The organism is Burkholderia sp. YIM B11467, from assembly GCF_052952715.1.
In genome coordinates this window covers 114,232-139,450 of the sequence record NZ_JBQVSQ010000002.1, presented here as the reverse complement: position 1 = coordinate 139,450, position 25,219 = coordinate 114,232, and the positions used below count along the sequence as shown (strand labels likewise).

At 67.3% G+C, this 25,219-nt stretch carries 23 protein-coding genes; 11 read left to right on the top strand and 12 right to left on the bottom strand.

Annotated features, from left to right (window positions below; all coding sequences use genetic code 11):
• The first annotated feature begins 10 nt into the window (after nucleotides 1-10).
• From ACTRWB_RS07835 to ACTRWB_RS07825, 3 genes are read left to right on the top strand one after another with little or no spacing between them, the layout of a single operon-like run.
• The gene (locus ACTRWB_RS07835; protein ID WP_129515188.1) at nucleotides 11-946 is read left to right on the top strand and encodes an SDR family NAD(P)-dependent oxidoreductase; all 936 of its coding nucleotides are present in this window, start codon (nucleotides 11-13) and stop codon (nucleotides 944-946) included.
• A complete protein-coding gene (locus ACTRWB_RS07830; protein WP_048247432.1) occupies nucleotides 943-1,848 on the top strand; it encodes a metal-dependent hydrolase in 906 nt (301 codons plus the stop codon). Before ACTRWB_RS07835 ends, ACTRWB_RS07830 begins: the two co-directional genes overlap by 4 nt.
• A 4-nt stretch (nucleotides 1,849-1,852) precedes the next feature.
• Nucleotides 1,853-2,764, top strand: coding sequence for an alpha/beta fold hydrolase (locus tag ACTRWB_RS07825; protein WP_446901494.1), 912 nt, complete (start codon nucleotides 1,853-1,855; stop codon nucleotides 2,762-2,764).
• On the opposite strand, the gene ACTRWB_RS07820 is transcribed toward ACTRWB_RS07825, so the two are convergent.
• Entirely contained in the window at nucleotides 2,719-3,279 is a 561-nt protein-coding gene (locus ACTRWB_RS07820; RefSeq protein ID WP_129515190.1) for a putative glycolipid-binding domain-containing protein, read from the bottom strand. The genes ACTRWB_RS07825 and ACTRWB_RS07820 overlap by 46 nt on opposite strands.
• Nucleotides 3,280-3,524: 245 nt before the next feature.
• On the opposite strand from ACTRWB_RS07820, the gene ACTRWB_RS07815 reads away from it, so the two are divergent.
• The 4 genes from ACTRWB_RS07815 (at nucleotide 3,525) to ACTRWB_RS07800 (ending at nucleotide 10,486) form a co-directional block, all read left to right on the top strand.
• Nucleotides 3,525-4,457 carry an urea transporter gene (locus ACTRWB_RS07815; RefSeq protein ID WP_446901493.1) on the top strand — a complete coding sequence of 311 codons (933 nt, stop codon included), beginning with the start codon at nucleotides 3,525-3,527 and terminating at the stop codon, nucleotides 4,455-4,457.
• On the top strand, nucleotides 4,432-5,208 hold the full coding sequence (locus tag ACTRWB_RS07810) for a class II aldolase/adducin family protein (protein ID WP_193100267.1): 777 nt from the start codon (nucleotides 4,432-4,434) through the stop codon (nucleotides 5,206-5,208). The genes ACTRWB_RS07815 and ACTRWB_RS07810 overlap by 26 nt, the downstream gene beginning before the upstream one ends.
• A gap of 59 nt (nucleotides 5,209-5,267) precedes the next feature.
• On the top strand, nucleotides 5,268-5,456 hold the full coding sequence (locus ACTRWB_RS07805) for a 4-oxalocrotonate tautomerase (RefSeq protein ID WP_048247564.1): 189 nt from the start codon (nucleotides 5,268-5,270) through the stop codon (nucleotides 5,454-5,456).
• Between the two features lie 188 nt (nucleotides 5,457-5,644).
• Complete coding sequence (locus ACTRWB_RS07800; protein WP_446901492.1) at nucleotides 5,645-10,486, top strand: NAD-glutamate dehydrogenase; 4,842 nt, start codon at nucleotides 5,645-5,647, stop codon at nucleotides 10,484-10,486.
• Nucleotides 10,487-10,490: 4 nt separating this feature from the next.
• Here ACTRWB_RS07800 and ACTRWB_RS07795 read toward each other — a convergent pair whose 3' ends face one another.
• From ACTRWB_RS07795 to ACTRWB_RS07770, 6 genes are all read right to left on the bottom strand, one after another.
• The gene (locus tag ACTRWB_RS07795; RefSeq protein ID WP_446901491.1) at nucleotides 10,491-11,351 is read right to left on the bottom strand and encodes a class I SAM-dependent methyltransferase; all 861 of its coding nucleotides are present in this window, start codon (nucleotides 11,349-11,351) and stop codon (nucleotides 10,491-10,493) included.
• Nucleotides 11,352-11,358: 7 nt separating this feature from the next.
• On the bottom strand, nucleotides 11,359-11,709 hold the full coding sequence (locus ACTRWB_RS07790; protein WP_446901490.1) for a VOC family protein: 351 nt from the start codon (nucleotides 11,707-11,709) through the stop codon (nucleotides 11,359-11,361).
• A gap of 1 nt (nucleotide 11,710) precedes the next feature.
• Nucleotides 11,711-11,887 (bottom strand): ribbon-helix-helix domain-containing protein, encoded by a 177-nt coding sequence (locus ACTRWB_RS07785; RefSeq protein WP_446901489.1) that lies wholly within the window; start codon nucleotides 11,885-11,887, stop codon nucleotides 11,711-11,713.
• A gap of 111 nt (nucleotides 11,888-11,998) precedes the next feature.
• Nucleotides 11,999-12,829 (bottom strand): arylamine N-acetyltransferase family protein, encoded by an 831-nt coding sequence (locus ACTRWB_RS07780; protein ID WP_446901488.1) that lies wholly within the window; start codon nucleotides 12,827-12,829, stop codon nucleotides 11,999-12,001.
• 123 nt (nucleotides 12,830-12,952) lie between these two features.
• Entirely contained in the window at nucleotides 12,953-13,639 is a 687-nt protein-coding gene (locus tag ACTRWB_RS07775; protein ID WP_343493231.1) for a hypothetical protein, read from the bottom strand.
• Nucleotides 13,640-14,004: 365 nt separating this feature from the next.
• On the bottom strand, nucleotides 14,005-15,489 hold the full coding sequence (locus ACTRWB_RS07770; protein ID WP_446901487.1) for an amidase: 1,485 nt from the start codon (nucleotides 15,487-15,489) through the stop codon (nucleotides 14,005-14,007).
• Nucleotides 15,490-15,800: 311 nt separating this feature from the next.
• Between ACTRWB_RS07770 and ACTRWB_RS07765 the strand changes: the two genes are divergently transcribed.
• Both ACTRWB_RS07765 and ACTRWB_RS07760 read left to right on the top strand, forming a co-directional pair.
• Nucleotides 15,801-16,235, top strand: a complete 435-nt coding sequence (locus ACTRWB_RS07765) for a universal stress protein (RefSeq protein ID WP_446901486.1) — start codon at nucleotides 15,801-15,803, stop codon at nucleotides 16,233-16,235.
• Nucleotides 16,236-16,809: 574 nt separating this feature from the next.
• A complete protein-coding gene (locus ACTRWB_RS07760; RefSeq protein WP_048247408.1) occupies nucleotides 16,810-17,058 on the top strand; it encodes a hypothetical protein in 249 nt (82 codons plus the stop codon).
• 48 nt (nucleotides 17,059-17,106) lie between these two features.
• Here ACTRWB_RS07760 and ACTRWB_RS07755 read toward each other — a convergent pair whose 3' ends face one another.
• A complete protein-coding gene (locus ACTRWB_RS07755; protein WP_446901485.1) occupies nucleotides 17,107-18,489 on the bottom strand; it encodes a lysozyme inhibitor LprI family protein in 1,383 nt (460 codons plus the stop codon).
• Between the two features lie 223 nt (nucleotides 18,490-18,712).
• Between ACTRWB_RS07755 and ACTRWB_RS07750 the strand changes: the two genes are divergently transcribed.
• Entirely contained in the window at nucleotides 18,713-19,186 is a 474-nt protein-coding gene (locus ACTRWB_RS07750) for a nuclear transport factor 2 family protein (RefSeq protein ID WP_446901484.1), read from the top strand.
• Between the two features lie 11 nt (nucleotides 19,187-19,197).
• Here the strand turns inward: ACTRWB_RS07750 and ACTRWB_RS07745 are convergent, their stop codons facing one another.
• Nucleotides 19,198-19,962 (bottom strand): BPL-N domain-containing protein, encoded by a 765-nt coding sequence (locus ACTRWB_RS07745; protein WP_446901483.1) that lies wholly within the window; start codon nucleotides 19,960-19,962, stop codon nucleotides 19,198-19,200.
• A 393-nt stretch (nucleotides 19,963-20,355) separates the two neighbouring features.
• On the opposite strand from ACTRWB_RS07745, the gene acnB reads away from it, so the two are divergent.
• Nucleotides 20,356-22,941 carry a bifunctional aconitate hydratase 2/2-methylisocitrate dehydratase gene (gene acnB / locus ACTRWB_RS07740; protein ID WP_446901482.1) on the top strand — a complete coding sequence of 862 codons (2,586 nt, stop codon included), beginning with the start codon at nucleotides 20,356-20,358 and terminating at the stop codon, nucleotides 22,939-22,941.
• 115 nt (nucleotides 22,942-23,056) lie between these two features.
• Here acnB and ACTRWB_RS07735 read toward each other — a convergent pair whose 3' ends face one another.
• The 3 genes from ACTRWB_RS07735 to ACTRWB_RS07725 all read right to left on the bottom strand — a co-directional run bounded on the left by ACTRWB_RS07735 (nucleotide 23,057) and on the right by ACTRWB_RS07725 (nucleotide 25,209).
• Nucleotides 23,057-23,569 carry a DUF4274 domain-containing protein gene (locus ACTRWB_RS07735; RefSeq protein ID WP_129515207.1) on the bottom strand — a complete coding sequence of 171 codons (513 nt, stop codon included), beginning with the start codon at nucleotides 23,567-23,569 and terminating at the stop codon, nucleotides 23,057-23,059.
• 75 nt (nucleotides 23,570-23,644) lie between these two features.
• Entirely contained in the window at nucleotides 23,645-24,058 is a 414-nt protein-coding gene (locus ACTRWB_RS07730) for a PPC domain-containing DNA-binding protein (RefSeq protein WP_412024278.1), read from the bottom strand.
• A gap of 128 nt (nucleotides 24,059-24,186) precedes the next feature.
• Nucleotides 24,187-25,209: an FAD-binding oxidoreductase gene (locus tag ACTRWB_RS07725; RefSeq protein ID WP_446901481.1), complete on the bottom strand. Its 1,023-nt coding sequence runs from the start codon at nucleotides 25,207-25,209 to the stop codon at nucleotides 24,187-24,189.
• Nucleotides 25,210-25,219: the final 10 nt, after the last annotated feature.

Genomic DNA, 25,219 nt, shown 5'->3' with positions numbered 1-25,219 from the left:
AGCCACCGACATGAGAGATTTCGCCAACAAGGTCGCCGCGATCACGGGTGCCGGCTCGGGCATGGGCCGCTCGCTCGCGATCCAGCTCGCACAGGCCGGCTGCCATGTGTCGCTCGCCGACAAGAACGGCGTCGGCCTCGCGGAAACCGAACGGATCGTCCGCGCGATCGCGCCGAACGTGCGCGTGTCGACGCGCGTGCTCGACGTCGGCGAACGCGACGCGATGTTCGCGTGGGCCGACGACACCGCGAAGGAACACGGCAAGGTCAACCTGATCTTCAACAACGCGGGCGTCGCGCTGTCGAGCACGATCGAAGGCATGGAATACAGCGATCTCGAGTGGATCGTGAACATCAACTTCTGGGGCGTCGTGCACGGCACGAAGGCGTTCCTGCCGTACCTGAAGGCATCGGGCGACGGCCACGTGATCAACACGTCGAGCCTGTTCGGGATCTTCGCGCAGCCGGGCATGAGCGGCTACAACGCGACCAAGTTCGCGGTGCGCGGCTTCACTGAATCGCTGCGCCAGGAACTCGACATGATGAAGTGCGGCGTGTCGGCGACCTGCGTGCATCCGGGCGGCATCCGCACGAACATCGCGCAGGCGAGCCGCGTGTCGAAGAACATGGTCGGCTTCATGGTCGCGAGCGAGCAGCAAGGCCGGGACACGTTCGAGAAGTTCTTCATCACGACCGCCGACGACGCCGCACGCACGATCCTCGCCGGCGTGCGCCGGAACAAGCGCCGCGTGCTGATCGGCCGCGATGCGAAGGCCGGCGACTGGATGGCGCGTATCCTGCCGTCCGCGTATCAGGCGCTCGTCGTGCTGGCGACCCGCCGCGAGGCCGCGAAGGCACGCCGCCAGACCGCACACGGCACGCCGGCGCCCGCGCCGCTGCACGCCACGTACAACAATGCAGGCAATCAGGGAGGAGAACAATCATGACGACCCCGAACATGATGCCGGTGCGACGCGACATCCGTTTCGCGCTGCCGCCCGAACGCGCGCGCGACTGGCATGTGCAGGGCGTGCCGGTCACGCACTTCATGAATGCGCTGTCGCTGCTGTTCCCGGCCGGCGAACGCTTCTTCATGGATTCGGTGCGCAACTACCGCGACCAGATCGAGGATCCCGAACTGAAGAAGCAGGTGCTCGGTTTCATCGGCCAGGAAGCGATGCACACGCGCGAGCACATCGAATACAACGACCTGCTGCAAGCGGCGGGCCTACCCGCGCACAAACTCGACAAACGGCTGTGGACGATCCTCGGCTGGTTCAGGAAGGCGTTGCCGCATTCGATGCAGCTCGCGATCACGATCGCGCTCGAGCACTACACGGCGATCCTCGCGAACCAGCTGCTGTCGGGCCACGAGCACCGGATCGACGGCTCGGTCGAGGGCTACCAGCAGATGTGGATGTGGCACGCGATGGAGGAAACCGAGCACAAGGCGGTGTCGTACGACGTATGGACCACCGTGATGAAGCCGGGCCTCGGCAGTTATCTGCTGCGCACGGGCACGATGCTGACGACGACGGTGTTCTTCTGGACGATCGTGTTCGACTTCCACGTGCGCCTGATGCGCGCGCACCGTCGCGAGCACGGCAAGTTCGGCGGCATGTGGCGCCTCGTGAAGTATCTGTACAGCCCGAAGCACGGCGTGTTCCCGAGCATCGCGCGCGAATGGCTCGACTACTTCCGCCCGGGCTTCCACCCGTGGGACCACGACAACCATCAGTACCTGCAGGGGCTCGACACGTTGCTCGAGAACATCGACGCGACCAACGCGCGTTATGCGGCGCAAGCCGCCCCGCGCCGCGTGCCGCTGCACCCGGTTCCGCAGGCGTGACGCCATGGCCCGCGCCCACGAGATGCTGACCGTCCAGTCCGGCGACGTGAAACTCGCCGTCTATGCAAGCGGGTCGCGGCGCGCGCCGCCGCTGATTCTCGTGCACGGCTACCCCGATTCGGCGGCCGTGTGGGCGCCGATCCGCGCGCGGCTGTCTAAGCGCTACCGCGTGATCGCGTACGACGTGCGCGGCGCCGGCGCGTCCGATGCGCCGCGCCGCCGCGCCGACTACACGCTCGCGCGGCTCGCGGACGACCTGAAGGCGGTGGCCGACGCGACCTGCGGCGGCCGGCCATTCCACCTCGTCGGCCACGACTGGGGCTCGATCCAGTGCTGGGAGGCCGTGACCGACCCCGCGTTCCGTGGCCGGATCGCGTCGTACACGTCGATCTCGGGCCCGTGCCTCGATCACGTGTTCCGCGCGAAGATGCGGCTCAAGCAGAGCCTGAAGTCGTGGTACATCGCGTTCTTCCATCTGCCGGTCGTGCCGTCACTGGTGTGGCGGCTCGGCGGCGCGGCACTGTGGCCGCGCTGGCTGCAGCTCACCGAACGCGTGCGCGCCGAGCGCGACCCCGTGCAACTGAAGAACGCGCTGAACGGCCTGCAGCTCTACCGCGCGAACTTCCTGGCGCGGGCGCGCAAGCCGCGCGAACGGTACGCGCAGGCGCCCGTGCAGATCCTGGTACCCGTGCGCGATCGTTACGTGACGCCCGAGATGTCGGTCGATCTCGACCGCTGGCTCGGCGACCACGTGCGCGAGGAAATCGACGGCACGCACTGGATCGTGCTGCGCCACCCCGACATGATCGCGTCGCGGATCGACCGCTTCGCATCCGCGCACGAACGGCCGGCAGTCACGAACGCCGCGGTTCAGCGCCCGGTCGGCGCCGGCAGGCGTCTGAACAGCGTCTCGTAGTCGACAACGAGCCCGTCGTCGTCGATATCCATCTCGGCCGTGAAATTCCGGAAGATCCCTTCGTAGCGGTAGCGCCGGCCCGGCTCGATGCACGCGTAGGCCTGCTTGACCGGCGTGACCTTCAGGTCCGGTGTCGAGATGTACGCGACGTCGATCGGCCGCCGTTCGCCGCGTGCGAGCCCGAGGCGGCCGATCGGCAGCGAATTCGTGAACGGCGTCGCCGCGATGTCGATATCGATGCAGCCGTCCAGTTCCGGCAGCGCGCGGCCCGCGCCGTCGTGCCAGTGGCCTGCGCCGTCGCCACGCAGTTCGAGCGTGCCGCCGCCCATCACCTTGAGCACCGCGTAGGTCACGCGCCAGTGCGGATCGCATTCGACGCGATACGCGAGCCCGTATGCGCGGCCATAGCGCTGGCCGACCACCGCGCTTTCGACGACGATCCCGCCACCGCTCCGGTCGAACGTCAGATGTTCGACCCCGTCGCCTTCGAGCGACGCCCAACGCACTTCACGCATCGTTCCACCTCCCGGTTTCCCCGATTCGGGGCATCGTTGTACAAGTCCCGTCACGAAAACGCCAGCCGATACCCAAACTCGCCAACAAAGCAGGCAACGCACAAAAAACGCTAACTTAGCCCCGGTCAAACCTACCCATTCCCCGTTCTGGGGCACCGAACACAAATCCTGACTATCCAGAATTCCCTATTCCGGTGCATGAGATTGTGTCCTATGCTCGCGGCTCGTCCTGTTCCGCCGCCGCCATGCCTACCGCCCGCCCCGCTTCGCCGTCGATCGACCTGCGCATTTTGCTGCGCGGCATCGGGCAGATCGTACTGCAGGCGAATGCGCTGACCGGCGCGCTGCTGCTCGCCGCGCTGGCGCTGACCGACCTGCGGCTCGCGTCAGCGGCGCTGCTCGGCTCGGCCGCCGCCAGCATGACCGCCGTGCTGACGGGCGCCGAGCGCCGCGACGTCGAACAGGGGCTGCACGGTTTCAACGGCGCGCTCGCCGCGCTGATCGCGGTGCTGTTCGCGCCCGATTCGCTCGCAGCCGTCGCGCTGGTGCCGCTGGCCGCGATCGGCGCGGCGCTCGTGCAGCGCGCGATGCGCGTGCCGCTCGCCCGCTGGCGCCAGTGTCCGTATTCGAGCCCGTGCCTCGCCGTCACCGCACTGTGGCTGCCGTTTGTCGCGCTGCAGCATGCGAACGGCGCCGCGGCCGACGCGGCGCTGACGCTTTCTTCCGTCGCCGACGCGCTGCTCTCGGGCGTCGCCCAGACCACCTTCGCGCAAGGTGCATGGGCCGGCGCGCTGATCGTCGCCGGCATCGCCGCCGCGTCGCGCCGTGCAGCCGCATTCGCGCTCGGCGGCGCCATCGTGTCGACCGTGCTGCTGGTCGCGCTCGGCGGCGCCATCGTGTCGACCGTGCTGCTGGTCGCGCTCGGCGCGAGCGGCGCGTCGTACGCCGATGGCCTGCTGGGTTTCAACGGCGCGCTCGCCGCGCTCGCGCTGATGCCGCGCGGCCCGCGCGCGGCACTCGCGGCCGCCGCGCTCGCCGCACTGATCCAGTGGCTCGCGACGCGCGCGGGCATGCCCGCATTCACGGCCCCGTTCGCGCTTGCGTCGTGGGTCACGGTGGCGGTCGCGCGCCGCTTCACCCTCGGAGAAACCGATGTCGTCATTCGCACACCGTCCTGATGCCGTGAAGCCCGGCGGCCCGATCTCGGACGCCGAACGCCGGCTGCGCGTCGACCTCGCCGCCGCGTATCGGCTCGTCGCGCTGAACGGCTGGGACGACCTGATCTACACGCATCTTTCCGCGACCGTGCCCGGCGAGCCCGGCCACTTCCTGATCAACCCGTTCGGCCTCACGTTCGACGAGGTTCGCGCATCGAATCTCGTGAAGATCGACCTGGCCGGCAACCGGATCGGCGACAGCGAGCACGCGGTCAACGTGACGGGCTTCGCGCTGCACGCGGCCGTCCATGCCGCGCGCGCCGATGCCGTCTGCGTGATGCATCTGCACAATACGGCCGGCATTGCGGTGTCGATCCAGCGCGACGGACTGCTGCCCGCGTCGCAGCACGCGCTGCGGTTTCATGGCGACCTCGGGTACCACGACTACGAAGCGCTCGCGTTCTCGCCGGCCGAAGGCGCGCGGCTGACCGCGAGCCTCGGCGCGAAATCCGCGATGCTGCTGCGCAATCACGGCACGCTGACGGTCGGCCGCACCGTTGCCGAAGCTTATGTGCTGATGGATACGCTGATCAAGGCGTGCGACATCCAGGTCCGCGCGCAGGCAGGTGGCGGGCCGCTCGTGCTGCCCGACCCGGCCGTCGCGGACCGCACCGCCGAACAACTGCGCGACGGCGGCGCGATCGAAGGCGAACTGGAATGGCCGGCGCTGCTGCGCCGGCTCGACCGGATCGATCCGTCGTATCGCGACTGACGCCGCAATCATGGCCGCGACCGCGGCCGCATCGTTCAAACCCAACCGGAGCACTTGTCATGCCGACTTTCAATATCCAGCTGTTCGAAGGCCGCACCGTCGAACAGAAGCGCGAATTCGTCGAAGCGATCACGCGTGTCACGTGCGAGACGCTCGGCTGCGCGCCGGGCTCGGTCGACATCATCCTCACCGATGTGAAGAAAGAGAACTGGGCGACGGCCGGGAAGCTGTGGAGCGACGAGCGCTGAGCTTAATAGCCGGCGTCGCTACTGCGCCGCCGGCACTGCGCTGAGTCACACCCTGCAGTGCCCGCGACAGGCACTGCGGTGCGGCCTTCTCCCCCCGCCCGCGTTGTGCGCCCGCACATCGCTTTGTCACGCAATCGGCGCATAATGCCGGACAGACGCAGCAGCCAATGGCCACCCGGGAGACCGCCATGGAAGCGAAGAACGAGGAAGTCGTCGCACACCTGCTCTCCGATGTCGTCGAATTCGCGCGCGGGCGCCTGCCCGAAGCCACGTTCCGAATCGTCGAACCATTCCTGCGTCATTACTACGATTTCGTCGACGCCGACGATCTGCAGAACCGCAGCATCGCCGATCTGTACGGCGCCGCGATGGCGCACTGGCAGACCGCCCAGAAATACGTCCCCGGCAGCGAGCGGCTGCGCGTATACAACCCGATCCTCGAACAGCACGGCTGGCACTCCGACCACACGGTCATCGAGATCGTCAACGACGACATGCCGTTCCTCGTCGACTCGGTGACGATGGCCGTCAACCGCCTCGGGCTCGCGCTGCATTCGGCGTTGCACCCGGTGTTCCGCATCTGGCGCGGCACCAGCGGCGGCATCGAGCGCGTCGACGCGGGCGGCGCGACGCCCGGCGACGGCCAGTCGCAACTCGCGTCGTTCATCCACTTCGAAGTCGATCGCTGCGGCGACGCGGCGCTGCTCGACACGCTGCGCGAGGACATCGCGCACGTGCTCGGCGACGTGCGCGCATCGGTCGAGGATTGGCCGAAGATCGTCGACATCGCGCGCGCGACGATCAAGGAGATGAAGGCGCGCGAATCGACCGCGGAAGACCTCGAGGCGCGCGCGTTCCTCGAATGGATGGCCGCGGATCACTTCACGTTCCTCGGCCACCGCGACTACGCGCTCGTGTCGGACGGCACCGGCTTCGGCCTGCGCGGCATCGAGGGCACGGGCCTCGGCATCCTGCGCGAATCGCTGCGCACGACGGGCGCGCCCGACGTGACGCCGCTGCCGCCGGCCGCCGCGGACATCATCATGGGCGCGTGGCCCATCTTCCTGACCAAGGCGAATTCGCGCGCGACCGTGCACCGGCCCGGCTATCTCGACTACGTGGGCGTGAAGCTGGTCGGCGCCGACGGCAAGGTCACCGGCGAGCGCCGTTTCATCGGGCTCTACACGTCGACCGCGTACATGGTGTCGAGCGCCGAGATCCCGATCGTGCGCCGCAAGTGCGCGAACATCGTGCGGCGCGCGGGCTTTTTGCCGAAGGGGCATCTCGGCAAGTCGCTCGTGACCGTGCTCGAAACCTATCCGCGCGACGAGCTGTTCCAGGCCGACGAAGACCAGCTCTACGACATCGCGCTCGGCATCCTGCGGCTGCAGGAACACCAGCGTACGCGCCTGTTCGTGCGCCGCGACCGGTTCGACCGCTTCGTGTCGTGCCTCGTGTTCGTACCGCGCGACAAGTACAACACCGACCTGCGCCGGCGCATCGCGAAGCTGCTGATCGACGCGTACAACGGCGTGAACGTCGAATTCACACCGCTGCTGTCGGAATCGGCGATCGCACGGATTCATTTCGTCGTGCACGCCGAACCGGGCACGATGCCCGACGTCGACACACGCGAGCTCGAAACGCGGCTCGTGCAGGTCACGCGCCGCTGGCAGGACGATCTCGCCGACGCGCTGCTCGACACCTTCGGCGAAGAGCAAGGCAACCGCCTGCTGCAACGTTATGCCGACTCGTTCCCGGCCGGTTATCGCGACGACTATCCGGCGCGCACGGCCGTGCGCGACATCGAGCTGATCGAGCGCGTGAAGGATTCGGGCCAGCTCGCGATGAACCTGTACCGGCCGATCGAGGCCGAACCGCGCGCATTCCGCTTCAAGGTCTTTCGCGCCGGCGACCCGATCGCGCTGTCGCGCAGCCTGCCGATGCTCGAGCATCTCGGCGTGCGCGTCGACGAGGAGCGGCCGTACCGGATCCAGTCGCAGGACGCCGCGCATGCGTGGGTGCACGACTTCGGCCTCGAACTCGCCGACGATGCCGAGTTCGACATCGAGCGCGTGAAAGACCTGTTCGAGGATGCGTTCGACCGGATCTGGAACGGCCGGATCGAAAACGACGACTTCAACCGCCTCGTGCTGCGCGCGCAGTTGAGCGCACGCGAAGTGACGATCCTGCGCGCGTATGCGAAATACCTGCGGCAGGTCGGCTCGACGTTCAGCGACGCGTATATCGAACGTGCGCTGACCGGCAATCCGGCGATCGCGCGGCAGTTCGTCGAGCTGTTCCTGCTGCGCTTCGATCCGCGCACCGGCGACACGCGCGACGCGCAGGCCGAACGGCTGCTGAAGGCGATCGAAGCCGCGCTGGACCAGGTGCCGAACCTCGACGAGGACCGCATCCTGCGCCAGTTCCTCGGCGTGATCAACGCGACCGAGCGCACGAACTATTTCCTGCTCGACGCGAACGGCGCATCGAAACCCTATCTGTCGTTCAAGTTCAATCCGGCGAAAGTGCCGGGCCTGCCCGAACCGAAGCCGATGTTCGAGATCTGGGTGTATTCGCCGCGTGTCGAGGGCGTCCACCTGCGCGGCGGGCGCGTCGCGCGCGGCGGCCTGCGCTGGTCGGATCGCCGCGAGGATTTCCGTACCGAGGTGCTCGGGCTGATGAAGGCGCAGATGGTGAAGAACGTCGTGATCGTGCCGGTCGGCTCGAAAGGCGGCTTCGTCGTGAAGAACCCGCCGCCGCCGAGCGATCGCGAAGCGTGGATGCGCGAAGGCATCGCGTGCTACCAGACGTTCCTGCGCGGCCTGCTCGACCTGACCGACAACCTGGTGAGCAACGCGATCGTGCCGCCGCCCGACGTCGTCCGTCACGACCCCGACGATCCGTATCTGGTCGTCGCCGCCGACAAGGGCACGGCCACCTTCTCCGACTATGCGAACGCGATTTCGCACGAATACGGCTTCTGGCTCGACGACGCGTTCGCGTCCGGCGGCTCGGTCGGCTACGACCACAAGAAGATGGCGATCACCGCGCGCGGCGCCTGGGAATCGGTGAAGCGGCACTTCCGCGAGATGGGCGTCGATACGCAGACGACCGACTTCACCGTGGTCGGCGTCGGCGACATGTCGGGCGACGTGTTCGGCAACGGGATGCTGCTGTCGCCGCATATCCGGCTCGTCGCCGCATTCGATCACCGGCACGTGTTCCTCGACCCGAACCCCGACCCCGCGACGAGCTTCGCGGAGCGCGAGCGCATGTTCGCGCTCGAACGCTCGAGCTGGGCCGACTACGATCCGGCCGCGATTTCGGCGGGCGGCGGCGTCTATCCGCGCACCGCGAAGACGATCCCGCTGTCGCCGGCCGTGCAGGCCGCGCTCGGCATCGACGCGCACGCGCTGCCGCCGACCGAGCTGATCCGCGCGATCCTGCAGGCGCCGGTCGACCTGCTGTACAACGGCGGCATCGGCACCTACGTGAAGGCCGCGCGCGAAACCCACCTGCAGGTCGGCGACCGCGCGAACGACGCGGTGCGCGTGAACGGCGCGGACCTGCGCTGCAAGGTCATCGGCGAAGGCGGCAACCTCGGCTGCACGCAATTCGGCCGCATCGAATTCGCACAGCGCGGCGGCCGCATGAACACCGATGCGATCGACAACTCCGCCGGCGTCGATTGTTCGGATCACGAAGTCAACATCAAGATCCTGCTCGGGCTCGTCGTCTCCGACGGCGAGATGACCGAGAAGCAACGCAACGCGCTGCTCGCGGAGATGACCGACGAAGTCGGGCTGCTCGTGCTGCGCGACAACTACTACCAGACGCAGGCGCTGTCGATCGCGGGTCGTTATGCGGTCGAGCTGCTCGATGCCGAGGCGCGCCTGATGCGCTGGCTCGAACGCGCGGGCCGCCTGAACCGCGTGATCGAATTCCTGCCGACCGACGACGAAGTCGCCGAACGTCAGGCCGCGAAGCTCGGCCTGACGTCGCCCGAGCGCGCGGTGCTGCTCGCGTACAGCAAGATGTGGCTCTACGACGCGCTGCTCGAATCCGACGTGCCCGAGGATCCGCTGGTTGCCGCGATGCTCGTCGACTACTTCCCGAAGCCGCTGCAGCAACGCTTCAGCGAGCCAATGCGCCGCCATCCGCTGCGCCGCGAGATTCTCGCGACGCACCTGACCAATGCGCTCGTGAACCGGGTCGGCTGCGCGTTCGTGCACCGGCTGATGGAGGAAACCGACGCGAAGCCGGGCGACATCGTGCGCGCATGCATCATGGCGCGCGACGTGTTCGACCTCGATGCGGTATGGCGCGACATCGACGCGCTCGACAACCGCGTCGCCGACGACGTGCAGGCGCGCATGTTCGTCGACGTCGCGCGGCTGCTGGAGCGCGCGGCACTGTGGTTCCTGCGGCACCTGCAGTCCGGCGCGGTGGCCGACGGCGGCGTCGCCGAGCTGATCGCGCGCTGCGGCGACGCGGCGCAGCGGCTCGCGCCGCAACTGCCGTCGCTGCTGCCGGCCGACGATCTCGAAGCGCTGTCCGAGCGGCAGCGCGTGCTGGTCGAAGCCGGCGTGGACAGCGCGCTCGCCGTGCGCGTCGCGAGCGGCGACATCTCGGCCGCGCTGCTCGACATCGCCGAAGTGGCCGCGACCAGCAACCGCAGCCTCGAACTCGTCGCGGGCGTCTATTTCTCGCTCGGCACGCTGCTCAATTACGGCTGGATCAGCGAACGCGCGGCGACCCTGCCGACGCCGACGCACTGGGACATGCTGGCGCGCGCGGCCGCGCTCGCGGAAGTCGCGCGCCTCAAGCGCACGCTCGCCACGAGCGCGCTCGCGGAGTCGCCGGATTCGACCACGCCGGAGACGATCGTCGGCGCATGGCGCGAGCGCCGCGAGGCCGCGCTCGAACGCTACGCGCATCTGCTCGCGGACCTGCGCGCGTCGGGCGGCGCAAGTCTCGCGGTGCTGCTCGTGATCGTGCGGGAGATGGCCGTGCTCGAACGCGCGTGACGGGTCAGACGGTCGCGACCAGCAGCTCTTCCGCGTTGTTCGGCGGCCGCAGGCCGTCGGTGCGATCAGCGAAATAACGGCGCGTCAGTTCGGCGGCCGATACGTGCGCGGCGGTCGCAAAGCCGGCCTCCCGCGCGAGTACCTGGATCTGCGCCGGCATGAAGAAGCTGATGAACGGCGTGCCGCTCGCGCGCGCGCCCTTCGCGGCCATTTCCAGCCCGGGGCGCACGTCCGGATCCGCATTCTCCAACGGCAGCAGGAACGTCATCGCGAGCGTCGAGCCCGGCGCGAGCGACGCGACTTCGCGCAGCGCGGCCGCGTTCGCCTCGCGCGTCAGGTACATGCTGACGCCAGTGGACACCACGACCGCCGGCTTGCCGGTATCGAAGTCCGCGGCGACGAGCGCATCGCGCCACGACTGCTTCGCCTCGAAATCGACCGGCACGAAACGCAGCCAGTCGGGCACGCCGAAGCCGAGCTCGACCAGACGGCGCTGCTTCCATGCCTGCGGCGCCGGCGGGTCGACTTCGAACACGGTCACGCGCGACGCCATGTCGGGCCGGCGCTGCACGAAGCTGTCGAGGCCCGCGCCGAGGATCACGTACTGGCTCACGCCGTGCGCGGCCTGCTCGACCACGAGATCCTCGATGAAGCGCGCACGCGCGACGATCGACGCGCGGAACGGCCGCGTGAACTGCGGATCCATGTCGCCGCGCTGCTGCCAGCCCGGTGCCGGCGCGAGCAACCGGAGCCCGATTTCGTCGGCGAGCACGTGCGGCGGCGCATCGAGTTCGACATGCAGCGCGCGCCACAGCGCAACGCGCGCGGCGGTGCTGTCGGGGGCGTCTTCGCGGGTATCGGTCATGGCGGCCTCACGCACCCTGCTTGCCCGGCGCCTGCAGCCGCCACACGCGGCCGTCCGGGTCGCGCACGGTCATGTCGCGCGTGCCCCAGTGCGTGTCCTCGAACGGCGTGACGACATCGACGATCGGCTGCGGCTGCACCGCCTGCTCGTCCGGCACCTTGAGCACGACCTGCAGGTCCGGCGTCTCGCCCGGCGGCACCTCGGCGATGAACAGATAGGGACCGTCGCCGCTGCGCAACTGGCCCGACTGGTGATCGGTTTCGAATTCCAGCTTGAAGCCCAGCGCCTGGAAGAACTTCGCCGACTTGCCCCAGTTGTGCGTGGTCAGGAACACGGCTTCGATTCGCTCGGATGACATGTCACTCCTCCTTGTTGGACGGCCCCGCGCCCGGCTGCGGCGCAGCCAGGTACGCGCGCAACGCGTCGGCCACCAGTGCGGACAGCGATTGCTCCGTTTCGATGGCGCGATGCTTGACCTGCCGGATCAGGCTGAGCGGCAGGTACACGTTGAATTGCTTCACTTCTTCGTCGATCATGAAAGCTAGTATGCTAGCAATCTAGCAAAAATCAAGTGCGGGTGATGGCGATGGACCGCGTGATCGGGCGCGGCCCGTGTGCGGGCCGCCTGTAAATACCGTGGGTTCGGGTTACTTCGCGGCGCGCGCCGCCAGCCGCGCGAACAGTGCGTCGAGATCGAATCCCGTCGTATCGATGCCGATCGTGTCGCGCAGGCATGCGCCCCACGCGGCCGCGTCGTCGAACGTGACGGTGCGCCCGGCACCCGCCGCGTCGCGCAGCGTCAGCGTGGTGTTGCGCAGCGCCGCACGGCCGTCCGGCAGCACGCGGCACGCGATCAGGTCGTTCAGGAAGATCGATTCGGGATACGTCGACGTGAACCAGTTCGCGGCGTCGTAATCGATCCACTCGGTCGGCTTCAGCGAGAAACGGTAGGTGGTCTGCCAGCCGTCGGGCGTCTCGAACTGCAGGTCGAATTCGCCGTCGACCGGCGCATCGATCACCCGAAACGCGCCGTGCGGCGTCAGTTGCCGCTCGCCCGGCACGAAGCGCAGCGGCGCGGTCAGCGTCGCGCTGCCGAAGCCGATGTCCGCGAGCCAGACCGCATCGTCGAGATCGATGCGCAGCACCATGTGGGTCTGCGCGGTGACGATCTCGGGCGGCATCATCCAGCGCACGCGCGCGATCAGCGGCGTCACGCGAAAGCCGATCGTCGTGAGCGCCGTATGGAACAGCTTGTTGAGTTCGAAGCAGTAGCCGCCGCGGCGGTGCCCGATCACCTTGTCGACGATCGCGGGCACGTCGAGCGCAACACGCGCGCCCGTCAGCGGATTGAGGTTTTCGAACGGAATCGCCTGCGGGTGCAGCAGATGCAGCCGGCGCAGCACGTCGAGCGTGGGCTCAGCCGGGCCGTCGTAGCCGATGCGGGAAAAAAAGCGCGAGAGGTCGAACGAGTCAGTCATGAACCTGCACCGATAAGAGGGACACGCCACGATAGCATCGCGCGAAATCCCCAGGTTGCGCAGGGCGATTGTTCGCCGTCGCGCGCGATGCCGGCACCGCACCGCGCGCACGCCCGCGCAACGTTACGGCAGCAGCTTCAGCGCGGACGACGCGACCGACGGCACCGAAATGCCCTGGCTCGTCGCGAACTGCACGGCCTGGCTGAGCGTCGCCGCGAGCGACTGCAACTGGCCCGGCGCGCTTTGCGCGATATACGACGCGGCCTGCATGTTCTGCGGATTCAGGCCCGACTGCAGCAGCGACGCCGCGCTCGTCGAACCGAGATTGCCGAGCCCCGACTGCAGTTGCGAATACTGCGTGAGCCCCTGCCCGAGCGACGTGAGGCCATTGCTGAACGCCTGCTTGTCGACCGGGCCGTGCGTCGCGCTACCGCTCGCGAAAGCCTGGCCGAGCGCCTGCGACACCGACTGCTGTGCGCCGCCCATCTGCGACAGCGCGGCCGGCGTCAGCGCATTGCCGCCGGCCAGTTGGCTCGCGGCCTGCTGCGCCTGCCCGGCCGCACCGGTCAACCCCATCGCCGACGCGAGCGACGACTGGCCGGACAGCACCTGCTGGTTCGCGCCGACATACGCCTGCAGCAGTTGCGCGACGCCGCCCTGCGCGGGCGCCGCCTGCTGCTGCCCGCCGCCGAGCAGCGACGCGCCGATCGACTGCAGGTCGAGCTGCGCGTGCGCGGCGCCGCTCACCAGAATGCCGAACGCAATGCCTGCCGAGGCCAGATGCCTGCCGGTCGCGCGAATGTGCTTCATGTGTTTCCCTCGTGCCCGAATGATTGAGGCCGATATTGTCGAAGCGCGTCGCACGCCGCCGCAACGACTGAAACACATCGAAACGAAATCGCGCCGCGCGGCCGCTTGCCATTCCGCGACCGACGGACACCATCGCGCGGATTCATCCGCGATTGCCGCGCAATATCTGGCAGGCGCCGGTATTCGCTCTCCGACCGCATCAATGACGGCTGTTTGCAGCGCCTGCGCAAGCGGCACGGCGAAACGCATCGCTGTCGCCTCGCACCGACGGGCACCGCGCGCCGGGATCGAAGCAAAACGGGCAGCTCGCCGCCGCCCGTTTCGACACTCCGCCACCGGCTACCTGCTACCGGCGGGCCGCGACGTTACGTGGCCATCCATGCCGGCAGCCGCCGGCCGACCCAGTCAGCCGCCTGTTCGTAGCCACGCGCGAGCTGCAGCACGGCGAGATCGGCGCGCGGGCGCCCGATCAACTGCATCCCCATCGGCAGCCCCGCGTCGTTGAAGCCAACCGGCACGTTGATCACCGGGCAGCCGGCCAGCGTCCACGGCACGACGGTTTCCATCCAGCGATGGTAGGTGTCCATCGCGCGGCCCGCGATCTCCTTCGGCCAGCGCTGGTCGACGTCGAACGGGAACACCTGCGCGGTCGGCGCCGCGATGAAGTCGTAACGGTCGAAGAAGCTCAGCACGGCCTGATGCCACGCGGTGCGCTCGACGCTCGCGTCGAACACCGCCGCGCCCTGCATCGCGAGCAGCCCTTCGATCTCGTAGATCGCCTCGGGCTTCAGCAGCGCGCGGCGCGCCGGGTCGCGATAGTGCGCGAGCAGCCCGCCGCCGGACAGCAGATGCCGGTGCGCGAGCCACAGGCGCCAGATCCGGTCGGGCGCGAACGCCGGCAGCGCGGCATCGACGTCGCAGCCGATCTCGCGCAGCGTCGCCAGCCCCTGCTCGCACTGCGCGAGCACGCCAGCCTCGGTCGCGAGATAACCGTTCCAGTCGCCGACCCACGCGATGCGCTTGCCGCGCAGGTCCGTGTCGAGCGGCTGCGCGAACACCGCCGGATCTTCCGCGAGCGACAGCGGATCGTTGGCGTCGTAGCCGGCCTGGATCGCGAGCAGTTGCGCGACGTCACCGACCGTGCGGCCCATCGGCCCTTCGATGCCGAGCTGCTGCACGAACACGTCGACACCCGGCCAGCGCGGCACACGGCCCTGCGACGGGCGCATGCCGTAGATGTTGCAGAACGCGGCCGGATTGCGCAGCGAACCGCCGAAATCGCTGCCGTCCGCCACCGGCAGCATCCGCGACGCGAGCGCCGCCGCCGTGCCGCCGCTGCTGCCGCCCGCGCTCTTCGTCAGGTCATACGGATTGCGCGTCGCGCCATACACCTCGTTGAACGTATGCGAGCCGAGCCCGAATTCGGGCGTGTTGGTCTTGCCGATGAAGATCGCGCCGGCCGCGCGCATCCGCGCGACGCCCACGGAATCGGCCTGCGGCACGTTCTCGCGGAAGATCGGCGAACCGTAGGTCGTCCGCAGCCCCTTCGTCATCGCCAGATCCTTCGGCGCCTGCGGCATCCCGTGCATCCAGCCGTGATACTCGCCGCGCGCCAGCGCGGCATCCTTTTCCGCGGCTTCGGCGAGCAGCGCGTCGCGGTCGCGCAGCGCGACGATCGCGTTGACCGCGCCGTTCACGCGCTCGACGTGGTCGAGATACGCGCGCATCGTCTCGACGCACGAGACCGCCTTGCTGCGGATCGCCGACGCGAGTTCGCCTGCCGACAGGCGCACGATCGGGTCGACGGGAATGGAAGCGGGAGCGAGAAGCTGCGGGGCGCCGTGCGGCATGCGGGTCTCCTGGGAAGCGTTATCGAATGGCGGGCCGCTGGGCGGCGGCCGATGCTCTACTCTACGCGACGCTTTCCAGGCGACCTCCGATATTTTGCGGCGCAATTCATTGCGGATTCGACTGAATCGGGGTGGCGCGGACGGCCGGCGTCCTCGTTTATGCGCATAAACTTAAATTTCTTATATTTCTAATAGACGCGCCACGACACCGCCCGCGTTAACGACTTTTTTACGCGGACATCCGATCTCTTTAGATCGCTTCCGGCGGCGGAACGCTACGCTGGAAGTACTTCGTTCCTGGGACATCGTCCATGCTCAAGCTGCTGGTTCCGGTTGGCCATTCGCCGCGCTCGCTTCAGGCCGTCCGGCACGCAACGTTTCTGTATCGAGAGCGGTGCGCGTCGGAAATCGTGCTGATCAACGTCCAGGCGCCGCTCGAATCGACGCGGCTCGAGGCGTTTCACCCGCTGTCGCGGCTGCGCGCGATCGAGGAGAAATTCGCGACCGACGATCTCGCGATGGCCGAGCGGATCTTGCGCGATGCGAACGTGAAATTCAGCGTCGTGATGAAGGTCGGGCCGGTGGCCGATACGATCGCAGCCGCGGCAGCCGAGACCGGGTGCGACGAGATCGTGGTCGTCGCGCCGCGGCAGGATCCGCTTCATACGCTGTTGTCGGTATTTCGCCGCAGCGTGATGGACCGGCTGGTGCGGATTTCGAATGTGCCGGTAACTGCGGTGCAATGAATGACAGGCATGGCGCGCCACGCGCGCCTGTCGCGCAGCGTTTATTTGATGGCCTTGCGCCAGAACACAAAATAGGCGGCCGCCGAAGACGCAACCAGCAGAATTGCCCACATCGGAGCGAGACTGATCAGTACGGAAGAGACGTTCAACATTTGGATTCCTCACTATTTCGACAGCGATATTCAACACGGACCTGCTTGCCGGATCCGATGCGTTGCGTTCGTCAGGCATCGCGTTCCGTCAAATCATGCATTCATGCTATCGCTTTGAACGGCCGCGCGACCGTCCCCTCCCACCCGCACCCTGACATTCGTCAAACTCGCGCGAATCACCCGCCTGCCGCACGGAAATCTGGCGCACGATGGCCGTGCTGCACGCTCGGCTTCGTCTGCTGGACGCATTGAAACCGCCGGCCGCCGGCCCGAAAGCCGCCAACGCCTCCTGCTCGCGAGCCATCAAAAACGGGACAGATTCCCTCTGCCCCGCCCCCGTTTCAGCAGACGTTTACAAGGGGAACCCCCAAGTGCTTCGTCGAACGTGTCCGCGTTACGCTTGAGCAACGAGGAGACAAACCATGAGACGAGCCGTACATATCGCTGTTTTCGCGTTGCTGGCCTATCTCATTGGCGATCGTGCGATCCTGCATGCGCAGGGCCGCGACGCCAGCCCGCTTGCGTGCGAACAAGGCGCCGCGCAGGTGAAGGTCGACGCGCTCGGCCGCGGCTTCGGCGCGGCAGCCGCCAGCAGCCAGAGCGAGGCGTTCATGTCGGGCTGCCTGGTGACGGGGCGCGACCATCAGGACGTCGCGATGGCGGCCCGCTGACGCGAATCCGGTGGCAAGCCGGCTGCGCCGCAATCGTGAGCGCAGACGTCAATTCCCGCTGTTTACCGTCATTTTCTCGATCGAGGTCGCGACGGACGTCACGACCCGGCTGCCGGTCACGCTGAACGTCTGCTCGTGATCCGTGTCGTCGCGGGGAAGTCGCATCGACAACTGCGCTGTCAGCCCGTCCTTTCCGTATTGCCCGAACCAGTCGATCAGCCGGCCGATGTAGCACTTGCCGCCGACATGAACCGGCATGTCGCCGACGATCTCGTACGTGTAGTGGCCGGGGCCGTAGTTCGAATACTCGCTGCGATCGTCGCCTTGCACGTCGGGCGGAATCGGGCATAGCGGCTTGTCGGCGCCGGCATCGAGCGCGGTGCTGTCGCTCACCGCGTGCAGCGCCTGTTCGAGGGCCGCATGCAACGTGCCATCGAGCACCGTCGTGCTCTTCCCACCTTCATCGTGCTGCTCGACCGGCACCGACAGACGGTAACGGTAGTGCACCGTCAGTTTCGGCACCTGGTCGACGACGGTAAATGGTCGCAGCAGGTAAAACTCGTCCACCCCGTAATGACTGTCGCGATAAAGCGCATAGACGCGCCCGCGCACGCGAATCCATTCGGCCGCCTGATTCGCGCCGCGGCCGTTCGTCGTGTACAGGCTGCGTTCGATCGCCTCGTTCGACTCGCCGGGCACCTCGAACTTGCCGCCGTTGCGCCGCAAGACGTCGACCGACGACCACAACCCGGTTCCGTTCGATGCCGATTCGACGACCAGATCGCGCCGCCCGTCACCGTCGAGATCGATGAGCGTGTAGAACGCGCCCATCGCCGTGTCGTCGTTGTCGATCTGCGACGCCTTCAACGCTTTCCATTCGTCGGCCGTCACGCCGCCGGGCCGGGCCGCCGGGAAAACCGGCCCCTGCTCGCCGCCGGATTCGCTCGAAAAGTGCGTGACGGCGTCCTTGATCCGCAGCCGCTCGATCGCTTTGTCGACCGGCGAGCGTGAATCCGTTCGGCGCGCCTGTTCGACGAGCGTACGCAAGTCGTCGAGCGCGGCCTTGTCTTCGGCGTCGGGGCGATATGCGAGCACCGTGGCGAGCCGCGCTTGCAGATCGGCGATGCGCGACAGATAGCGCTGCTCGAGGCAGCCGTGATCGGCGCCGCATTGATCGCGGGTCTTCAGCCAGCCGAGCTGCGCGGTGCGCAACGTCGTGCGCTGCCCTGGCGGCAACGCATCGGACAGCTTCCGGTAAAAGGCCGACAGCCTGCCGTCGTCCAGATGCAGGTCGTTCGACGCGCACACGGCCTTTTCCGTCGGACTGGTTGCCTGCGTGCAGTCGAGCCCGGCCGCGAAGGATTCGGATGCGTGCGCAAGCAGCACGAGCAACAACGTGCGCCGGAACGGCGCTTCAATGCGGAATTTCATGGATGGGTTCTCGACGGTCAACGCGCTCTCAGGTCGGGGCCTTGCCGGCCTCCAGCGCGCGATTTTCCATCAATTGGCCGGCCGGCGGAACAGCCGGGAGAAATCACCGCGCGCGAGCGCGCCCGTCGGCGACAGCGCATTCGATTTCCGCTACAGTGGCTTGCCCGGCTTCCGGCCGCCGCGTCGAGACGCCGCTTCATCTACAACGACAGCCAATTAAAAGATGAGTCATCCGAACACCGAGCTGATCCAGCGCTTTTACACAGCCTTCCAGCAGCGCGACATCGACGCGATGCTCGCTTGTTATGCCGACGACGTCGTCTTCAGCGACGCCGCATTCGGTGAACTGCGCGGCGAGCTCGCCCGCGACATGTGGCGCATGCTGGTCGCACGTGCGCAGGAATTTTCGTTGACGTTCGGCGAGGTCGACGCGGACGAGCAGACCGGGCACGCGGAGTGGGTCGCGCACTACCGGTTCACTGCGACCGGCCGGATGGTGGTCAACCGGATCCGCGCACAGTTCCGGTTTCGCGACGGGCGCATCGTCGAGCATCGCGACAGTTTCGACCTGTGGCGCTGGGCACGTCAGGCGCTCGGGCTCAAGGGCGCCCTGCTCGGCTGGACGCCTTTCGTGCAACGCGCGATCCGCGCGCAGGCGCGGAAGAATCTCGACGCGTATCGCGCCAAGCGAAAGTAGGACACGCGCCGTTATGGCTTCATCGTGGCGTTGATCAGGTCGTACGCCATGTCCGGCAAAACGCCGTCCGGGTTCCTGAGACGGTATTGGCGATACCAGCTTGCATCGGCCTCGGGATGCGGGCCGACGAGCCCGACGCGCCCTTTGCCGTAGCGGTATGTCGCGGCCGCGATATCGTTGTTCGGATAGGTCGCCAGCACGACACCGCCGGAGCCGGTTCGGGCGACCGGAAGCGTCGCGCCATCCTGGAAGTAGATCCAGTGCTTTTTCCCGCGCCAGACGACCGGCGCCACCGTGTCCGCGATACCGTGAATCGTCGAGCCCGGCCGGTCGACCTCGGAGTCGATCTCGCCGTCGACCAGCCCGAAACCCTGGTCGCCCGCCAGGTACGCGCCCATGCAGATGCCCAGGTATCGCCCGCCGTTCGACACGTAGTGCCGCACGGCCCTGATCGAGTTTCTCCCGATGCTGGCGGCCGCGCCGGAAATGTCCTGCCCGCCGCCGGGCTGGACGTATAACGCGGCACCGGCCAGCGCGCCGGGCGTGATCTTGAGCCTTTCCGCCGGCCCGACGTAGATCACCCTGAACCTGTAGTCCGACTCCTGCAGGCGCGCGGCGATCGCCTCGGGACAACCGTCGCACGCCGCGGGCCCGCGATAGACCAGCGCGACGGGCCGGCTGGCCGCACCACGCGTCTCGTCACCGGTCCTGGCCGCCTGGACGACCGACGACGCGACGAGTGACACCAGCAGGACAATCGAATCTCGGGATCGCATGTTCTTGATCGACGGAGTTGAAGGCATCGCGACCGCTCAGGACGAATCGACGGGCGCACGCCCCTTTTTCGCCCCGCGCCTTTGAAACCGGATTGCAAGCCGCGCGACACGAAGCGTAGGCGTGGGGAAGCGCCGCGTGTGTACCGTTTCTTGCGTGCTTGTGCAGATATGTGCCGCACCGGCAATCCGAATCGAGGCCGGTGGCTTCGTGACACGGTGCATGCCATCGCCCGCCGCGGCCTCGAACGGTCCGCGCCGCAAGTCTTATATAAGACATAAGACATTTGACGTTATAGAGTGATGCGATTAGAATCGCGTTCAAAGCAGTGCCTGGAACAGCCCCGGAGTGCCGGAACGGCCTTCCCCTCAAACGCAATATCAGCAGGTCTCCCCATGCTTGAAAACTTTCGTGCTCACGTGGCCGCCCGCGCCGCGCTCGGTATTCCTCCCCTGCCGCTGACGGCTCAGCAGACCGCCGAACTGGTGGAACTGCTGACGAACCCGCCCGCCGGCGAAGAGCAGACGCTGCTCGAACTGATCACCTACCGCGTGCCCGCCGGCGTCGACGAAGCCGCCCGCGTGAAGGCCGGCTTCCTGGCCGCCGTGGCCAAGGGCGAGACCGCCTGCCCGCTGATCTCGCGCGAACGCGCCACCGAACTGCTCGGCACGATGCTGGGCGGCTACAACATCCAGCCGCTGATCGAACTGCTGTCCGACGACGCAGTCGCGGCCGTCGCCGCCGACGCGCTGAAGAAAACCCTGCTGATGTTCGACCAGTTCCATGACGTGAAGGAACTCGCCGACAAGGGCAACGCGCACGCGAAGGCCGTGCTGCAAAGCTGGGCCGACGCCGAATGGTTCACCAGCCGTCCGGAAGTGCCGCAAAGCCTGACCATCACCGTCTTCAAGGTGACGGGCGAAACCAACACCGACGACCTGTCGCCGGCGCCGGACGCCACCACCCGCCCGGACATCCCGATGCACGCGCTGGCGATGCTGAAGAACACGCGCCCGGGCATCACGCCGGAAGAAGACGGCAAGCGCGGCCCGGTCAAGTTCATCGAATCGCTGAAGGAAAAGGGCCACCTGGTCGCCTACGTGGGCGACGTGGTCGGCACCGGCTCCTCGCGCAAGTCGGCCACCAACTCGGTGCTGTGGTTCACCGGCGAAGACATCCCGTTCGTCCCGAACAAGCGTTTCGGCGGCGTGTGCCTCGGCAGCAAGATCGCCCCGATCTTCTACAACACGATGGAAGATGCCGGCGCACTGCCGATCGAACTCGACGTGTCGCTGATGGAAATGGGCGACGTGGTCGAACTGCGCCCGTACGACGGCAAGGCACTGAAGAACGGCGCCGTGATCGCCGAATTCCAGGTCAAGTCCGACGTGCTGTTCGACGAAGTGCGCGCCGGCGGCCGCATTCCGCTGATCATCGGCCGCGGCCTGACCGCGAAGGCACGCGAAGCGCTGGGCCTCGCGCCGTCGACGCTGTTCCGCCAGCCGCATCAGCCGGCCGACAGCGGCAAGGGCTTCTCGCTCGCGCAGAAGATGGTCGGCCGCGCGTGCGGTCTGCCGGAAGGCCAGGGCGTCCGCCCGGGCACGTACTGCGAACCGAAGATGACCTCGGTCGGCTCGCAGGACACCACGGGCCCGATGACCCGCGACGAACTGAAGGACCTCGCCTGCCTCGGCTTCTCGGCCGATCTCGTGATGCAGTCGTTCTGCCACACCGCCGCTTATCCGAAGCCGGTGGACGTGAAGACGCACCAGACGCTGCCGAACTTCATCAGCACGCGCGGCGGCATCGCGCTGCGCCCGGGCGACGGCGTGATCCACTCGTGGCTGAACCGCATGCTGCTGCCCGACACCGTCGGCACCGGCGGCGATTCGCACACGCGCTTCCCGATCGGCATCAGCTTCCCGGCAGGCTCGGGCCTGGTCGCGTTCGCGGCCGCCACCGGCACGATGCCGCTGGACATGCCGGAATCGGTGCTGGTCCGCTTCAAGGGCAAGATGCAGCCGGGCGTGACGCTGCGTGACCTCGTCAACGCGATTCCGTTGTACGCGATCAAGCAAGGCATGCTGACGGTGGCCAAGCAAGGCAAGAAGAACATCTTCTCGGGCCGCATTCTCGAGATCGAAGGCCTGCCCGACCTGAAGGTCGAGCAAGCGTTCGAGCTGTCGGATGCGTCCGCCGAGCGTTCGGCCGCCGGTTGCACGGTGCACCTGAACAAGGAACCGATCATCGAATACCTCAACAGCAACGTCACGCTGCTGAAGTGGATGATCGCGCAGGGCTATCAGGATCCGCGCAGCCTGCAGCGCCGTATCGCGGCGATGGAACAGTGGCTGGCCGACCCGCAACTGCTGTCGCCGGATGCCGACGCCGACTACGCGGCCGTCATCGAGATCGACCTCGCCGACATCCATGAGCCGATCGTCGCGTGCCCGAACGACCCGGACGACGTGAAGACGCTGTCCGACGTGGCCGGTGCGAAGATCGACGAAGTGTTCATCGGCTCGTGCATGACCAACATCGGCCACTTCCGTGCCGCGTCGAAGCTGCTCGAAGGCAAGCGCGACATCCCGGTCAAGCTGTGGGTCGCGCCGCCGACCAAGATGGACCAGAAGCAGCTGACCGAAGAAGGTCACTACGGCGTGTTCGGCACGGCCGGTGCGCGTACCGAAATGCCGGGCTGCTCGCTGTGCATGGGTAACCAGGCACAAGTGCGCGAAGGCGCGACGGTCATGTCGACGTCGACCCGCAACTTCCCGAACCGCCTGGGCAAGAACACGAACGTGTACCTCGGCTCGGCGGAACTGGCCGCAATCTGCTCGCGTCTGGGCAAGATCCCGACCAAGGACGAGTACATGGCCGACATGGGCGTGCTCACGGCCAACGGCGACAAGATCTACCAGTACATGAACTTCGACCAGATCGAAGACTTCAAGGAAGTGGCCGACACCGTGCAGATGTAAGCACGCAGCCGGGCTGCGGCGGGTCGTTCCCGTCGCGGCGCCGCACGATGGCGCCGCAGGCTGCATGCCTGCGGCGCTTTTTTTCATGCGGCTTCGGCTCGAGGCACCGGCCCGGTCAGTCGTAAAGCGCGTTGATCCGCTCGACCACGTCGAACGGCAGACCCTCGTCATAACCTTCCGCGTCGTCGAGATCGACATACTCGCGGCCCTTCGTCGGCTGCAGCATCAGCGCCGGCACCGGCCGAGCAACCGGTACGTCCGGATAATCGTTCGGGCCCGCGCCTTCGAAGTCATGCGGATCGAACCAGATCCCGTGATCGGCGTAATAGCCTTCGGCGTAGCGCCGTTCGATTTCACGCAGCAGCCGGAACGTGTCCAGTTGATACGACGCGTCGCCCAGATCGCTTTCGTTCGCGTACTGGACAAACCACGCGGCGCCGAGATTCCAGTAGATCAGCAGCGCGGTCGCGTGATCGACGTTGCGGTTGTCGAGCAGCCAGCGCAGCGCGTGTCCGTTGCCGTCGTAATTGGAGCGCGCGGCGAACCGGTGCCATTGCTCGGGCGTCGCACCCTCGAGCCAGGTCCGGACGATGTCCCACACTTTCTGTTCGATTTCGGAATCATCCATGCAGGGTCTCCTTGCGAATGACGGATGGTGGGAAGTTCTGAATATTCGACGGTTTCGGCGCTGCGTCGGCGGCGCTCACGCGCCGTCGCCGCCCGGCTCGCGACGGATCACCAGCTCGTTGAAGCCGGTGCCCGCATCGGGTTCGCGAGCGAAACGATGCGCGGGCAGCAGCGCGAGCAGGATCTCGGCGGTCGTGCGCACCACGCAGCCGCTCGCCACATGGCCGCCCGACACGCGGCCGCTCGCATCGGATACGGACATGTGCAGGTGCGCGCCGTCCGGCGAGACCGAGCCGGCCAGCGTCAGGATTTCGAGGTCGCCGCGCAGTTCGGTCGGCAGGTCGGCGCCGGCAAAGCGCAACTGCGCGACGCTCAGGCTGCCGATGCCCTGGATCACGAATGCCGCGTGCGATGCGTGCGAACGCAACGCTTCCTCGATGGATGCGCGCAGATCGTCGCCGGGAGAAAGACGCAGGGGATGGGCTTGCATGGTCGAGAACCCGCTGGTGGATCGTGGTGTCGACAAAGAGTACGTTCGCCCCGTGAATCCGGCAAGTCACCCGCACCCGGGGAAATCGCCCTCGCCTCGCTGCAACGCGCAGGCAACACCCGCGGGCATCATCCCGTAAAACGCTCGCTCGCGAACTGCGCATCCGGCACGCCCGCCACGATGGCCGCGTCCCTCACACCCTGCACGAGCGGCGGCGGCCCGCACACGTAGATGTCCGGCAGCGCACCGGCCTGCGCGAGCGCCGCGCGCAACGCGTCGACCGGCGTGCCGCGAAATCCGGCCCACTCCCCACCCGGCCGCCATACGCACAGATCGACCCGCAATTGCGGCAGGTCGGTCTGCAAACGCGCAAGCTCGTCGAGCATGAACAGTTCGTTTTCCTGATTGACGCCGAAGAACAGTCGCGCGTCGATCATCTCCTGATACTCGGCCATGCGTCGCAACATCGACAGGATCGGCGCGAGCCCCGTGCCGCCCGCAACGAACCAGCGCGGCCGCAGGCTGTCCGCGAACAGCCCGAAACCGCCCATCGGCACGCGGACCGTCAGCGGATCGCCCGGCCGTGCGCGCTCGCGCAGGTACGTCGAGAACCAGCCATCCGGCCGCAGCCGGATCAGGAACTCGAGGCGGCCGTCCCAGTTGCTCGTGTTCGCGAGCGAATACGGGCGGCGCAAACCGCTGCCCGGCACCTCGAGCTCGGCGAACTGACCCGGCTCGAACTCCACGGCCGAGCCGAATGTGTCGTCGGGCTCGACTTGCAACGCGACGCGCATCGTGTCGGCGGCGATCGTGTCGAGCGTCGCGATCCGTGCAGTGCGCACCGGCACCGGATGCAGCAGCACCTTGGTCCGGTCGTACGGTGCGGCGACCCGCAGATCGCCGCGCGGCGTGGTCCGGCACAACAGGACCGCGCCGCGTTGGCCGACCGGCAGCACGCCGGCGCTGTCGGCCTGCATCTCGTACGCACCGTCGACGACGGTCGCCTGGCACGCGCCGCAGCTTCCGCGCCGGCACTGCGACGGCAGCGTGATGCCTGCGTCGGCCGCCGCCGCGAGCAAATCCTGTTCGGCGTCGCAGCCGAAGCCGAACCGTTCGCCGTCGCGCGTCGTGATCTCGATCCGATAAGTCATCGAACGATCC